Origin of the sequence: Collinsella aerofaciens (assembly GCF_020181355.1) — a bacterium.
GTDB lineage: Bacteria > Actinomycetota > Coriobacteriia > Coriobacteriales > Coriobacteriaceae > Collinsella.
Genome location: NZ_CP084004.1, coordinates 1,713,859 through 1,727,773 on the forward strand (window position 1 = coordinate 1,713,859; position 13,915 = coordinate 1,727,773).

The following is a 13,915-nucleotide window of genomic DNA, read 5'->3' on the forward strand; positions in this document are numbered from 1 at the left end:
CACCGCGATATCTGATACAAATTTGGCAATCCGAAGAAGGGCGCGATCACATGAGACCGCTAAACACGAATGATGTCCGGGCGAACTGCGAAGCAGGAAGTGATGCCGCGCATATAAACGAGGAGCGCACGACCTGCAACGTTTATTGTGACGAAAGCTGCGTCACATCTTCTCTTGCAGACGATTTTATGGCCATAGGAGGCATCATGTGCCCCTTGGACCAAAAGAGAGAGATTGTAAGGACGGTTGACCGACTCAGGGCCTATTACAACGTGCAGGGAGAATTCGGGTGGAAAACGGTGTGCCCGTCCAGACTTTCCTTCTTTCAGGCTTTGGTTGACCTGTTCTTCTCAAACTCCGAGCTGAGATTCCGCGCAGTCGTTGTCAGTAGGCGCGAGACAAACTTCGATGATACTGAGGAAATGTTTCAGAAGGTCTACTACCAGGTATTTAACAACTGGCTTGACAGGAGAGACTCATACCGCCTATTTATCGATCGCCGCATTGACGAACGTGACCGAGTGGACACATTGAGGAGGTGCCTGATCGACACATTCCAATTTGGCAACTCGGTAAAATTTGTCGAAGAAGTCGAGTCACATGAGAACGACCTCATACAGCTCGCAGACTTATTCATCGGAGCCCTTGCCGCCTCAAGGAATGGACACCTGCAGCTCGAAGGGTCAAGTGCCGCAAAATTGCAAATATGCCGAGACATCTGTCGAAATTTAAATACAAGTACCCTCGCGAGCTATGAGACATGGCCTTCCGAGCAGAAGTTCAACGTGTTCCACTTTCGTGGACGAAGGAATATGTGATGCGAACAGGATACTCACTCGACCGCGACGGGCATCTCGACCTTGGGCCCTGCTACCAAGGCCTTACATGCGATATGCTGCGCGCGTCACATCTCTCAAGAGAATACTATGACGACAATCTGCTGGACCTTGTTGCATGGGATGGGTTCCCCGTGACAAACATGCAATACGAGTCGACATGGCTACATCTCGTCTCAAAGCACGGGAAGAGCAGAGAGCAATTCAACCCATTGGTCAATCTTGATCTCAACAGGGTTGTGAGGCTTCCGGTCCTAAAAGCAACAGTGGAGGGCAGGGTGCCCGCCAACGTTTACCTTCAAAGGCAAAGGGGCCGCGAAGACAAAGTTCAAGTTGTCGCATCCGGAATCGATCAAGACTATGTCGTTATCCTCGGCGTAACGAAAAAGGGCTATGTCCTCAGAACAGCCTATCCAGGGGACAAAAAATATTCCTGCAAGATTAGCGAAAGAGGAGAGCTGGTGGAGAAAATCCGCCCATAAAAAAGGCCCCGGATTTCGGCTCCGAGGCTGGCCACGTCCTGAGCTTTAAGCAAAGGGCTACCCATATTATGCCGCATTGCAACAAAATGTAAACCGAACACGTTATGGAGATTGGAGACCTTAAACGAAAAGAAACCCCACCGCGCACGGCTGGAACCTTGGCGCGTTGGGGTGATAGCAAGGATGCCGGAGTAACACGGAGATAGCTCCGGGCAACCTTGGAACATTATATGACACGCAAGCAGAGGCGCCGCGCGTGGGGCTCAATCACCGAGGCCAAGCGTGGCAAGAAATACATCCTCCGATGGCAGTAGAACACGCCGTGCGGACGCAAACGTAAGACCAAGACGGTGTACGGCACCTATCGCGAGGCATGCGCCGAACTCGACCGCATCCACGTCGAGCGTGCCGATGACAAGCCGGTGCCGACCATCGCCCAGGCATACGGCACATGGCTCGAGCCGACCATGGCGGCGCAGGTCGCCGTGGGCAAGCTCACGCTGAACACCCGCAGCCTCGTCTCAAGGTCGTGGACAAACTATGTCGGCCCCGCGTGGGGCTCGATGCCGGTCGACCAACTGCGCCCCATGCACCTGCAGGAATGGCTCCTGACTCTCCCCGCAGCAACGGCAGACACTGCCCTACTCACCTTGCGCAAGATTTACGGCACCGTGTCGGGCTTTGTCGTGCTGCCCATCGACCCGTTTGCCGCCACCGTGAAATACACCATGCCCACGCGCAAGACGCGCGAGCGCTCCAAGCGCCTGTACGCGCTCGCCGAGGCAAAGGGCATTCTGGGGCGGCTACACGGGACCTCGCTCGAGGCGCCGTTCATCATGGCGCGCTTTGGATCGTGTCGCTCGGGCGAGTCGCTGGGCATCCGTACCGATGAGGTCTTGCCATTCGCGGCAGGATCAACAACGCTCGCAACGGTCGACCTCGTGCGCCAGATGGAGCAAGCGGGCATCGAGTCCACGGCGGACGGCGTACTCAAGACGCGGAAGTCCATACGCACCGTCGTGGTGCTGCCGGATGCCGCCGGGCGCCTGCTCGAAATTGCAGGCGAGCGCCGCGCGGCAGGCTCCGAGTGGCTAGCAGATTGCGGGGACGGGCTGCCCATGAACCGAGGGATGTGCAATCATAGATGGAAGAAATGGTGCGAGGCCGAGGGCATCGAGCACATCCCATGGTCGAATCTCCGCAACTCGTGGCGAACCATCTGCGTGATGGAGCTGCACATGCCCTGGGACCTCATGGAGATGCTCATGGGCCACTCCCTGCCGGGTGTGTCGGGGCGACACTATATTCGCTCCTCCCGTGAGCAGGTAGCGCGTTCCGTTTGCGACGCACTTGGGATAAATTGGGATATTTCCCAACAAACCAGCAGGTAAAACGGGCGCAGTTAATAGTGGCAGATCAAGACAAACCCTCCGGCGGATTTTGAATGTCTCGATCTGTAACAGTAAAAGGGGTTTTGGGGCCCAAGATGTTACAGATCGAGATTGAAGTCGCGGAGGGACCCCTGTGTCTCGATCTGTAACACCTAGACCCGGATTCCGCTCCCACCTGTTACAGATTGAGATGTTTGTGTCCGCGCCAGCCCCGCCCCTAGCCGTGGTCCCATATAAACAAACCCCGTGGTAAACTTGACCGGACTGTTAATATTCCGAAAGGTACCTGTAATGTCCAAGTACATCTCCGAGCTCATGTCGCCGCAGCTTATGGGCGTCGTCTATGCCTTCGTCGGCTTTATCATCGCCCTGTATGTGCTGTCGGTCGTCTATGTGTTCATCGACGCTCGCCGCCGCGGCGCCAGCGCCTACGTGGCATGGGGCATCATCGCCCTCATCCCGTTTGTGGGCCTCATCGCCTACCTGGTCTTGCGCCCGCACTCCTACGCGGCCGACCGCGAGGAGCAGGAGCTGGACATGGCCCTGCGCGAGCGTCAGCTTGCCCAGTACGGCACCTGCCCGCAGTGCGGCGCGCCCATCGAGAAGGACTTCGTCGTCTGCCCGGTGTGCGACACCCAGGTTCGAAACGTCTGCCCCAGCTGCCATCGCCCGCTCGATGCGCACTGGAAGGTCTGCCCCTACTGCCGAACTCGCATCCAGTAACGCATCCATCGCCGGGCCGGCCGCAAGCCACGGGCAGCGCGCGTCCCGCGCAAGCCACACGCGCACCCCGCCCCACACGATGAAGCATGCGTAGAAAATCGCCCGCCGTGCCATTAAGGTGCGGCGGGCGCTTGTATACCAAGGCAACCTGCCTATAATGATGCAAGTCAAAAACGCCGAGCGCATCGCACGCACTTGCATCAGGCATCCGAGAGGAGAAAACATACCCATGAAGGCACTCTACAATGACGGTTCGGTGGCCGAGCTCCCGCAGGACGAGGTCACGCACGTCATCCGCCACTCCGCCGCGCACATCATGGCGCAGGCCATCAAGCGCCTCTATCCCGAGGCCGACTTTGCCTACGGTCCCGCGACCGACAACGGCTTCTATTACGACGTCGACCTGCCCGAGGGCGTCAAGATCAGCGAGGACGATTTCCCCGCGATCGAGGCCGAGATGAAAAAGATTGTCAAGGAGAACCTCAAGTTCTCCGTGTACGAGAAGCCCCGCGCCGAGGCCATCGCCCTTATGGAGGAGCGCGGCGAGAAGTACAAGGTCGAGCACATCGGCGACCTGGACGACGACGCCCGCATTACCTTCTACCAGCAGGGCGACTACATCGACATGTGCGTCGGCCCCCACATCTGCTACACCAAGGCCCTCAAGGCCTTTAAGCTCACCGGCGTCTCGGGCGCCTACTGGAAGGGCGACAAGGACAACAAGATGCTCACCCGCATCAACGGCGTCGCCTTTGCCACCAAGGAAGAGCTCGACGAGCACATGCACATGCTGGAGGAGGCCAGGAAGCGCGACCACCGCAAGATCGGTCGCGAGATGGACCTCTTTATGATGCGCGACGAGGCCCCCGGCTTCCCGTTCTTCCTGCCCAACGGCATGATCCTTAAGAACGCGCTGCTGGACTACTGGCGCGAGATCCACCACAAGGCCGGCTACGTGGAGATCTCCACGCCGCTCATCATGAACAAGCAGCTGTGGAAGACCTCGGGTCACTGGGACCACTACAAGGACAACATGTACTCCACCGTCATCGACGACGAAGAGTACTGCATTAAGCCCATGAACTGCCCGGGCGGCGTGCTGGTGTACGCCTCCAAGCCGCATTCCTATCGCGAGCTGCCCATTCGCGCCGGCGAGATTGGCCTGGTGCACCGCCACGAGCTGCGCGGCGCCCTGCACGGCCTGTTCCGCGTGCGCTGCTTTAACCAGGACGACGCTCACCTGTTTGTGCGTCCCGACCAGCTGACCGACGAGATCGTGGGCGTGGTCAACCTCATCGACTCCGTGTACCAAAAGTTTGGCTTTAAGTACCACGTTGAGCTTTCTACCCGCCCCGAGGACTCCATGGGTTCCGACGAGGACTGGGCGCGCGCCGAGGAGGGCCTGCGCACCGCTCTGGAGCAGCTGCATATGGACTATGAGGTCAACGAGGGCGACGGCGCCTTCTACGGCCCCAAGATCGACTTCCACCTGGAGGACTCGCTCGGCCGCACTTGGCAGTGCGGTACCGTCCAGCTCGACTTCCAGATGCCGCTCAACTTTGACCTGGAGTACGTAGACGCCGACGGCACCAAGAAGCGCCCCATCATGCTGCACCGCGTGTGCTTTGGCTCCATCGAGCGCTTCATCGGTATTCTGATTGAGCACTTTGCTGGCAAGTTCCCCACCTGGCTGGCCCCCGTGCAGGTCAAGGCGCTTCCGGTTTCCGAGAAGAGCCGCGACTACGCCCACGAGGTGTGCGCCAAGCTGGAGGAGGCCGGCATCCGCGTGGTCTGCGACGACCGTGACGAGAAGATTGGCTACAAGATCCGCGAGGCCCGCAGCATCGATCGCGTGCCCTACATGCTTATCCTGGGCGAGAAGGAGGTCGAGGCCGGCAACATCTCCGTCCGCGATCGCTCCAACGAGACCGTTCAGATGAGCGTTGACGAGTTTGTTGCCAAGGTACTCGAGGAGATTAAAACCCGCGCCTAAGGCAACCCAACAGAAACAACGAAAGGCGACCGTCCACAAAGGGCGGTCGCCTTTTTTAATGCCAAAACGAGAAAAAGCCGCTGGTAGAGCGCCTTTTTTGTTGTGCAAAAAGGTACAGGTTTTTGTATCTTTCGACGCGAGCCATTATACAAGTTAATTCGGACTGTTTTCCCAGATTGCACAAATTGCGGCGCGAAAGGACACATCTCCATAACCCCCCTACAAAAACCTGTACTTTTGCGACTGCGCCTAGCTGCGAGCGAGAAGATGTTCTAAACGCCCCGGTATTTGCGTGCGTCGCAAAGCCAGAAAAGGGGGCGAGAGATGGAGCAGACAACGCGGCGCCAAGAGCAACTGCCGGGCGCATTCAACGGCGCAACTACCAACAGCCAGCATGGCCGCGTCCGCTGGTATCTGGTCCACACCCCCAACGGTAAAGAGCGCGAGACCTGCGAAAAGGTCCGCCGTATTATCCCGCACGATCTGATGCAGGACGCTTTTGTGATGCAAAAGGAGTTCTGGTTTAAGCGGGACGGCGCCTGGTCGCTCCAAACCAAACCCATGTACAAGGAATATTTCTTCGTCGCCACGCACGATGCCGCAGCGCTCGATAGGGCTTTGGCTCAACTGAGCTTTGGCTGCCGCATTGCCGGCAGCAGGGAGCGGGCCTATGCGCCTATGCCGGACGATGCGCAGGAGTGGTACCGCAGCGTGCTGGACGACGACGGAGTGGTGCGCAACAGCGTGGCGCGCATAGAAGATGGCGTGCTGCACATAGAGCAGGGTCCACTTGTGGGGCAAGAGGCCCGCGTTAAAAAGGTCGACCGTCATAAGCGCTGGTGCCTGGTGGACGTGGGCGAAGGCGTCTCCGCTTTTAGGGAGCTGCTTCCGCTGGACGTTCCCAGCAAAACGTAAGGGATACGTTGCACCGGCAATTTATTTGGTTTTTGAATTTGTGGATTTGGGGGGGGGGGTTCCTGGGGACAGGAACGAAAGTTTTATTGTGACTGCTAAAGAAGTAACAGAGAATAATGCGCCCGTGGGGGCGACGCTCATTGCTCGGGCCATGGACCGGCGCAAGGGCACGGCGGGTGCTGGGGTCGGCTCCGCTGCAAACACGGGTGCGGTGAGCCTCCCGGGCTCGCCCGAGTTCGCTGCAGAGTCCCGTGCGCTCGACACGCGATCGCTTGGCTACCGCTTCGTGAAGCGCACGTTCGACATCGCGTTCAGTGCGTGCGTCTGCGTCGTGGCTCTTATCCCTGGCACGGTTCTTTGCGCGTTCATTGCGGCCGACACCAAGGGTGCTCCCATCTATGCGCACGAGCGGGCTGGGCGCTTCGGTCGCCCCATCCGCGTGCTCAAGTTCCGCTCCATGGTCGCCGACGCCAACGACGTGGAGAAGTACCTCAGCCCCGAGCAGATCGAGGAGTGGCACCGCGAGCGGAAGGTCACAAACGATCCCCGCATCACCAAGCTAGGCCGCGTCCTGCGCAAGACTTCCCTGGACGAGCTGCCCCAGTTCTTCAACGTGCTCGCGGGCCAGCTCTCCGTCATCGGCCCTCGCGCCATCACCTACGAGGAGCTCGGGAACTATACGCACGAGCAACAGGTGCAGGTGCTTGCCGTCCCGCAGGGCATTACCGGTGCCTGGCAGTCGGGCCCGCGCAACCTCGCGACCTTCGAGAACGGCCTGCGCCAGGAGTTCGAGCTTGCCTACGCGAAGGGTGCCAGCCTCAAGGCAGACTGGAAGGTCTTCTTCAAGACCTTTGGCGTCATGTTCGGCAAGAAGAAGACGGGGAGGTAGCGCATGAGTGCTGACAAACCCCTCGTCTCGATCGTGGTGCCGACCTACAAGCGCTCTGACAGGATTCGCGTGGCCCTGGACTCAATCGCCGCGCAGGACTACGGCGCGGAGAACATCGAACTGATTGTAGTGAGCGACAATCGGCCGGAGTGGCCGGAAAGCGCCGAGACCGACGCGGCGGTCGCCCCCTATGCCGCGAGCCTTCCGCACTTTAGGCTGCTGCACACCTCCGGCCAGACCGGCGGCGGGGCGGCGCGCAACTACGCCTGCCGCCAGGCGACGGGCGAGTACCTCACGTTCCTCGACGATGACGACGAGTTCCTGCCTGACAAGGTGTCCACCCAGGTCGCCTTCATGCAGGAAAACTCCCTCGACATGAGCTGGCAGGATGTCTCGTGGTATGACGAACGTGGCCGGCTTGTGGAGCACCGCAGGCTCGACCATTGCGAGGACTTCTCCACCGAGGGTCTGCTGCGCGCGCACCTCCTAACGCCGATAAGCCCAACGGCCATCTATATGCTCAGGCGCGACCTGTTCGACCGCACTGAGGGTTTCGGCGAGGTGGCGACCGGCCAAGACTGGTGGCTGATGCTGCGCTGCATAGAGGCTGGCGCCCACATGGGCTACATGCCCGAGGTGCACGTGAGGCAGTACCTCCATTCCGGCGAGAGGCTCTCGCTTGGCAAGAACAAGGTAAACGGCGAGGTCGCAAGGCACGAGGTGGTGCGCGGCTACTACCCGCGCCTCAGCAAGAAGGATGTGCGCTACATCGAATTTCGCCACAACGCCGTGCTCGCCTTCGCTATGAAGCGCAGCAACCAGCCAGGCCAGGCTGTGATTTACGCCTTAAAGGCCATTGCCTCATCGCCCGCCGCCTGCGTCTCTGAGGCGCTGAAGTTCTTCGGCAAGGCGAAATCCTAACTATTTCATATGTGTGCCTGCTCTTAACGAAAGGTTGAATGATATGTCCGAAAAAATGAAGATAGCAGTCGCCGGCACCGGCTATGTGGGGCTCTCGTTGGCCGTTCTGCTCTCGCAGCACAACGAGGTGCGCGCGCTCGACATCGTCTCCGAGAAGGTAGAGAAGATTAACGCTTTTCAGTCGCCCATCCAGGACGACGAGATTGAGCTCTTCCTGGCCGAGGCTAAGGCGGGCACGAGGAAGCTCGACCTGCATGCAACCGTGGACGTCGCCGAGGCCTATACAGGCGCGGATTTCGCCATCGTGGCCACGCCAACGAACTACGACTCGGACCGCAACTTTTTCGACACCTCGTCTGTTGAAGCCGCAATTTCGGCAATCCGCTCGGTGAACCCGACGGCCTGGATTGTCATCAAGTCGACCATCCCTGTGGGTTACACTTCGTCGCTTCGCGAGACGCTTGGCGACAGCCGCATCATCTTCAGCCCCGAGTTCCTTCGAGAGAGCAAGGCGCTCTACGATAATTTGCACCCTAGCCGCATCGTTGTGGGCGCGCCCAAGGACGACGAGGAAGCTGTGAAGGCCGCAAAGACGTTTGCTGGGCTGCTCGCCCAAGGCGTCGGCCCCGCCGAGCTTGAGCGCACCAACCCTGATGGCACGACGGGCATCCCGCAGCTCGTTCTTGGTACCACCGAGGCGGAGGCCGTGAAGCTGTTCGCCAACACCTACCTGGCACTTCGCGTGGCGTACTTCAATGAGCTGGACACTTACTGCGAGATGAGGGGACTCAACACCAAGGACGTCATCGATGGCGTGTGCCTAGAGCCCCGCATTGGCTCCCACTACAACAACCCCTCCTTCGGCTACGGCGGCTACTGCCTGCCCAAGGACACCAAGCAGTTGCTGGCCAACTATAAGGACGTGCCTCAGAACCTTATCGAGGCCATCGTCGATGCCAACCGCACTCGCAAGGACTACATTGCAGACGAGGTACTGCAACTGCTGTGGGACAAGGTATACGAAGGCAAGGAGAAGCCCGTGGCGGGCGTGTACCGCCTGACCATGAAGTCGAACTCCGACAATTTCCGCGCCAGTTCCATCCAGGGCGTTATGAAGCGCGTGAAGGCCAAGGGAGTGCCGGTCGTTGTCTACGAGCCAACGCTGGACGCGCCGGAATTCTTCGGTTCCGAGGTGACGCATGACCTTGAGAAGTTCAAGGCCGAGTGCGACGTGATCATTGCCAACCGGTGGAGCGACGATCTGGCCGATGTTGCCGGCAAGGTGTATACCCGCGACCTATTCAAGAGGGATTAGTATTTGTGGCGATTACTGCTGATAAAAAAAAGAGACGGCTGCTCCTTCTGACGAGGAGGTTCCCCTTTAACCGCGGCGAGGTCGCCGCTGAGTCCTATCTCGAGAACGAGATAGGCGTTCTTTCGACCTATTTCGACGAGGTGCTCGCCGTGGGGACCGAGGCGCAGCCGGGTGACGCGCCCACCTGCGCGCTGCCGGGCAATGTGACGCCCCTGGCCTTGGGTTGCGGTAATACCTCCAAGGACAAGGCTTTGCTTGCAGTCAAAGGGATCGCGTTTCCCCTTTTGGGCGGTGCGGACGTTCGTGAGGCCTATGCCACAGAATCCGTTCATGGAATCGGAAAGCGCGTGTTTCGGGGCTACTTTGCCGCGAGGGCGAAGGCAAAGGCGGACGTGCTTGCGGAGGAACTGGTCCGCTTTGGCTTTGAGCCCACGCACATATACAGCTTTTGGCTTTACGACACCGCTTTGGTCGCTGCTTGGCTGACCGGCACGTACCCATGTGCACGCGCCGTTGCGCGTGCACATGGGTACGATCTGTATGCAGATCGTACCCATGTGCATTATTTGCCCTTCCGGGGATACCTCCTATCCAAGCTTTCCGGAGTGCTTCCCTGCTCGAAAGACGGGGAGGAATACATAAACGCGAACTGGCCGGGCCATGAGGGCAAGGTGACGACCTCCTATCTCGGAACGCGGGAGATGCCAGACAAGTCCGGCGAGCCGTTGACCTGCCCGTTGCGGGTCGTCTCGTGCTCGCGTATTGTCGACGTTAAGCGCGTGCCTCTTCTTGCTAAGGCTGTCACCCTTCTTGATGCCGAAGGGCTTCGCGTCGAATGGACCCATTACGGCGACGGCCCACAGCTCGAGGAGGCGAGGGCCGCCTGCTCGTTGCTGACGCACTCCACCGCGAAGTTCGCGGGGGCTTTGCCGAACGACGCGCTTTTGGGGGAGTACGCAGCGAAGCATTTCGACGTCTTCGTGAACGTCTCGTCAAGCGAGGGCCTGCCGCTTTCGATCATGGAGGCCTGCGGATTCGGCATTCCCGTCATCGCCACGGACGTTGGCGGAACCCACGAGATAGTAAGCGATGGCGTCAACGGCTTTCTCCTACCTAGCGACTGTGGACCGGAAGATGTCGCCGCGGCCATAAAGCGATTCGTCTTTTTGGGCAAGGCCGAAGGGTCTTCTATGAGGCGCGCTGCAAGGGCCGTTTGGGAGAGGGACTTCCGTTTGGAGGCCAACGTGGAGGGGCTTGTGCGCTCGCTCGGAGTCGATTACAGAAACGAAGGTGAATGATGGGCCAGATTGCGCAGAAGATGACCATGCTCAAAAGGTGGAGCAAAATGCTCACTGGCAAGACGGCTGTGGCCGTAGAGCAGAGCATGGGCAGGGCCTATAATGTCGGACAGTTGTCCGGGTACTACAACGATTTGACCGGCAAGGTCACTGGCAGTACTCTGCTCGACGAGGGCGGTGTCCCTGTTAGCGTCATCGCCGGTGGGGCGCGGGTGCATTTCCCCATCGCCATTTTCCAATACGGTTTGGGCTGTTACGACTTGAGCATTCTCAGGTCGGATGAAGTTGAGCGCTTTCTCGACGCACTAAGGGTATGCTCGGATTGGGCGATCGGCGCCCAGCGGGATGACGGCTCTTGGGACGCATTTGGTCCGATAGGCAGCGCTAAGTACTCCGTCTCCTCGATGGCCCAAGGCGAGGGGTGCTCGATGCTGCTGAGGGCCCATGCGGCTTTCGGGGACGAGTGCTATAGAGTTGCGGCGCTGAAAGCTGCCGAGTTCATGCTTATCGACATGGACAATGGCGGCGTGTCGTCGCATGACGGGGGAGAACTGTTCCTGGAGGAGTACCCTCAACGCCCCAGGCGCAGTGTCATGAACGGTTGGGTGTTTAGCCTTTTCGGTCTCTATGACGCATCGTTGGTCGACGCGCGCTTCGCCGGGCCATTCAAGCACTCTGCGGAGACGTTGGCTTGCCATTTGGATGACTACGACGCCGGCTTCTGGTCTTATTACGACATGGAAAAGCGTATCGCCTCTCCCGCCTACCATCATCTACATATAGCGCAGCTCCGCGCAATGGCGGATCTTTCAGGCGACGCAAGGTTCGCGGTGAAGGCCGAGGTATACGAGCGCTATCAGGAATCTCCGGCCAACCGCAGGAAGGCGATTGCTAAAAAGGCGCTGCAGAAGCTGATCGAGAAATCCGATGCGGTGATCGTCCAATGAAGAAGGCCCTCTATATCGTGACCTCGATGGACACCGGCGGGGCCGAGACGGTATTCATGAAGTATTACCGGGCTTTGGACAAGTCGCGCTATCAGCTCGACTTCTGTGTGTCGTCCGACGTGCCGGGCTTTTACGACGCCGAAATCGAGTCGATGGGCGGCAGAATTGTGCACACAGTCAAGAAGACCGAGGCCGGGCCGGTCGCTTCGTTCAAGCGGCTCATGCAGATAGCCCGGGACGGCGGTTATTGCTGTGCTGTCAGGTCGTCTCAGCACAGTCTTTCCTGTCTTGATTTGCTCGCCATGAGATTCGGAGGCGTGTCCAGAACCATATTCAGGTCAAGCAACACGGGTACAGTTTCGAACAGCAAAAAGGAGACCCTGCTGCACAATCTTTTCAAGCCCCTTGTCAGGGTTGCGGCGACCGACTTCGCCGCCCCGTCTACCGAGGCGGGCGTCTACATGTTCGGCAAGGCGGGGGTATCGGGGCCGCGTTTCCATCTCATGAAGAACGCGCTCAACCTCGAGGACTACGCCTATGACGCTTCGACACGGGACGATGTTAAGCGCGAACTGGGCGTTCCTGCCGAGTCCTATGTCGTCGGGCACGTCGGGAGGTTCAGTGAGCAGAAGAACCACCTCTTCCTTGTCGATGTTTTTGCTGAAATCGCCCGGAGAAGGCCAGACGCCGTCCTCATTCTCGTCGGCAAAGGCGAGACACGCACGGCCGTTGAGAGGCGCGTTGCCGAGCTCGGATTGACCGATAGGGTGGTGTTTGCCGGGGTTAGGAGCGATGTCTGCCGTCTCTATTCGGCTATGGACGTCTTCATCTTCCCCTCTGTCTACGAAGGCCTGCCGAACGTCGTCGTCGAGGCGCAGGCAAACGGACTCCCTTGCGTGATTAGCGACTCCATCACGCGGGAGGTTGGCATTTGCGAGAACGTCGTTTACAAAAGTCTGGGCGACGCTCTGGACGAATGGGCCGACGCCGCGCTCTCCGCGGATCGCATAGGGTCAAGCGCCAGTGCGAGGGATTTGAAAGGCTCGGGCTATGAAATCAATTCGGAGCTTCCCGGTTTCGTGAGGCTGGTATTCGGATGAACTTTATCGAAACATCGCTTTTCTACTTTCTTGTCGTTTTGCTTTCAGCGGCGCTTGCGCGCATGTCGGAAAACGGCAAAAGTAAGGCTGGGCTGGTCGCTGCCGTGGTTCTTCTTACCGCCGTCGGGGGCTTGAGGTCGTATGCGGTTGGGCAGGATACCCTGGGTTATAAAGAGGGAATCGAGTACTTCTACGCGTATGGGACCACGATGTGGAACCATACGTTCAGCGTTCCGTACGGTGTCTTCACAAGTGCGGTGCTCCATATCTGTAACAATTACTCGTTCTTGCTCGTCGTCGAGTCGCTGATCACCAACGCCTTTTTTGCTTTCAGGCTTTGGGATTTTAGACGAACGGCATCGCTCTCGTTTGCGATGTTCGTCTATACGGCAACGGTGTTCCCGCTGTCTATGTGTCTGACGTGCCAGATGATTGCAGTCTCGCTGGTTTTCTACGCAACCAGGTTTTTAGAACAGAATAAGCCGTTGCTTTTTTGCGCTTGGTGGGCTGTTGGCGCTCTTTTGCACGCGTCCGCCCTGATAGGGGTCCTATTCCTCATCTACTACCTATTTTCCAACAAAAGCAAGAGCCGATCGCAGTTCGCCGCGAAGATGTTTGCATCGGTTGCCCTGCTGTTCCTGGCAGCTTATGCGGGCTCTAAGCTCGTCGACCGGTATGCGCGTTACTCCGTGAACGAATCGAGCATCGGGTTGATGGTTTTTGCGCAGGCGACCGTCCTCGCGATCGCATATTTCGTCAGCCGCGAAACTGCGAATGTTGCCCCGGTTGAGAGCGACGGAACGTCGCGGCTCAAAGCCAACCGGATGCCGCTCGTGTTTTACGCTTTAGGCATTTTGGCTTCGGCGTCCTCTTATGTGATTGCCAACGCCGGCCGCATAGCCTATTACTTCACCGTATTAGGCCCCGTGATTTTCGGAGGCTTCGTGAAGGACGCTCGGAAAATAAAAGCCCGTTTTTGTCTTGGCTGTTTTCTAGTTGTCTGGTTCCTTTTCTACGCCTTTTATGCCTATCTGCTTCATACCGGGCTTGGTATCGAGTCTTATTCGTTCGTCTGGATGGGGTAAATAGTGCCCGAAACCGTTTC

13 protein-coding genes are annotated in these 13,915 nt (G+C 58.6%); all 13 read left to right on the forward strand.

What is annotated here, in order from left to right:
• Positions 1 to 50: 50 nt before the first annotated feature.
• The 13 genes from LCQ44_RS07415 to LCQ44_RS07475 all read left to right on the forward strand — a co-directional run bounded on the left by LCQ44_RS07415 (position 51) and on the right by LCQ44_RS07475 (position 13,895).
• A complete protein-coding gene (locus tag LCQ44_RS07415) occupies positions 51 to 818 on the forward strand; it encodes a DUF3800 domain-containing protein (RefSeq protein ID WP_225093483.1) in 768 nt (255 codons plus the stop codon).
• Positions 815 to 1,318, forward strand: a complete 504-nt coding sequence (locus tag LCQ44_RS07420; protein WP_225093484.1) for a hypothetical protein — start codon at positions 815 to 817, stop codon at positions 1,316 to 1,318. The genes LCQ44_RS07415 and LCQ44_RS07420 overlap by 4 nt, the downstream gene beginning before the upstream one ends.
• Before the next feature lie 350 nt (positions 1,319 to 1,668).
• A complete protein-coding gene (locus tag LCQ44_RS07425; RefSeq protein ID WP_225093485.1) occupies positions 1,669 to 2,709 on the forward strand; it encodes a site-specific integrase in 1,041 nt (346 codons plus the stop codon).
• 291 nt (positions 2,710 to 3,000) lie between these two features.
• Positions 3,001 to 3,432: a double zinc ribbon domain-containing protein gene (locus LCQ44_RS07430; protein ID WP_035138069.1), complete on the forward strand. Its 432-nt coding sequence runs from the start codon at positions 3,001 to 3,003 to the stop codon at positions 3,430 to 3,432.
• Between the two features lie 229 nt (positions 3,433 to 3,661).
• Positions 3,662 to 5,425: a threonine--tRNA ligase gene (thrS, locus tag LCQ44_RS07435; protein WP_117855028.1), complete on the forward strand. Its 1,764-nt coding sequence runs from the start codon at positions 3,662 to 3,664 to the stop codon at positions 5,423 to 5,425.
• A 324-nt stretch (positions 5,426 to 5,749) separates the two neighbouring features.
• A complete protein-coding gene (locus LCQ44_RS07440) occupies positions 5,750 to 6,340 on the forward strand; it encodes a hypothetical protein (RefSeq protein ID WP_117847613.1) in 591 nt (196 codons plus the stop codon).
• 88 nt (positions 6,341 to 6,428) lie between these two features.
• A complete protein-coding gene (locus LCQ44_RS07445) occupies positions 6,429 to 7,229 on the forward strand; it encodes a sugar transferase (RefSeq protein WP_225093486.1) in 801 nt (266 codons plus the stop codon).
• 3 nt (positions 7,230 to 7,232) lie between these two features.
• Complete coding sequence (locus LCQ44_RS07450; RefSeq protein WP_117564578.1) at positions 7,233 to 8,150, forward strand: glycosyltransferase family 2 protein; 918 nt, start codon at positions 7,233 to 7,235, stop codon at positions 8,148 to 8,150.
• A gap of 43 nt (positions 8,151 to 8,193) precedes the next feature.
• Positions 8,194 to 9,465 carry a nucleotide sugar dehydrogenase gene (locus LCQ44_RS07455; RefSeq protein WP_271807643.1) on the forward strand — a complete coding sequence of 424 codons (1,272 nt, stop codon included), beginning with the start codon at positions 8,194 to 8,196 and terminating at the stop codon, positions 9,463 to 9,465.
• Positions 9,466 to 9,470: 5 nt separating this feature from the next.
• Positions 9,471 to 10,763, forward strand: a complete 1,293-nt coding sequence (locus LCQ44_RS07460) for a glycosyltransferase (protein ID WP_117647295.1) — start codon at positions 9,471 to 9,473, stop codon at positions 10,761 to 10,763.
• Positions 10,760 to 11,710 carry a D-glucuronyl C5-epimerase family protein gene (locus tag LCQ44_RS07465; RefSeq protein ID WP_117855790.1) on the forward strand — a complete coding sequence of 317 codons (951 nt, stop codon included), beginning with the start codon at positions 10,760 to 10,762 and terminating at the stop codon, positions 11,708 to 11,710. The genes LCQ44_RS07460 and LCQ44_RS07465 overlap by 4 nt, the downstream gene beginning before the upstream one ends.
• Positions 11,707 to 12,810: a glycosyltransferase family 1 protein gene (locus tag LCQ44_RS07470; RefSeq protein ID WP_225093487.1), complete on the forward strand. Its 1,104-nt coding sequence runs from the start codon at positions 11,707 to 11,709 to the stop codon at positions 12,808 to 12,810. The genes LCQ44_RS07465 and LCQ44_RS07470 overlap by 4 nt, the downstream gene beginning before the upstream one ends.
• Complete coding sequence (locus LCQ44_RS07475) at positions 12,807 to 13,895, forward strand: EpsG family protein (protein ID WP_225093488.1); 1,089 nt, start codon at positions 12,807 to 12,809, stop codon at positions 13,893 to 13,895. Before LCQ44_RS07470 ends, LCQ44_RS07475 begins: the two co-directional genes overlap by 4 nt.
• The last annotated feature ends 20 nt before the right edge of the window (positions 13,896 to 13,915 follow it).

Bases quoted from the DNA above. Each gene is read 5' to 3' on its own strand.
- thrS (WP_117855028.1), top strand. From the start codon at position 3,662: ATGAAGGCACTCTACAATGACGGTTCGGTGGCCGAGCTCCCGCAGGAC.
- LCQ44_RS07415 (WP_225093483.1), top strand. From the start codon at position 51: ATGAGACCGCTAAACACGAATGATGTCCGGGCGAACTGCGAAGCAGGA.
- LCQ44_RS07465 (WP_117855790.1), top strand. From the start codon at position 10,760: ATGATGGGCCAGATTGCGCAGAAGATGACCATGCTCAAAAGGTGGAGC.
- LCQ44_RS07430 (WP_035138069.1), top strand. From the start codon at position 3,001: ATGTCCAAGTACATCTCCGAGCTCATGTCGCCGCAGCTTATGGGCGTC.
- LCQ44_RS07450 (WP_117564578.1), top strand. From the start codon at position 7,233: ATGAGTGCTGACAAACCCCTCGTCTCGATCGTGGTGCCGACCTACAAG.
- LCQ44_RS07440 (WP_117847613.1), top strand. From the start codon at position 5,750: ATGGAGCAGACAACGCGGCGCCAAGAGCAACTGCCGGGCGCATTCAAC.
- LCQ44_RS07470 (WP_225093487.1), top strand. From the start codon at position 11,707: ATGAAGAAGGCCCTCTATATCGTGACCTCGATGGACACCGGCGGGGCC.
- LCQ44_RS07455 (WP_271807643.1), top strand. From the start codon at position 8,194: ATGTCCGAAAAAATGAAGATAGCAGTCGCCGGCACCGGCTATGTGGGG.
- LCQ44_RS07475 (WP_225093488.1), top strand. From the start codon at position 12,807: ATGAACTTTATCGAAACATCGCTTTTCTACTTTCTTGTCGTTTTGCTT.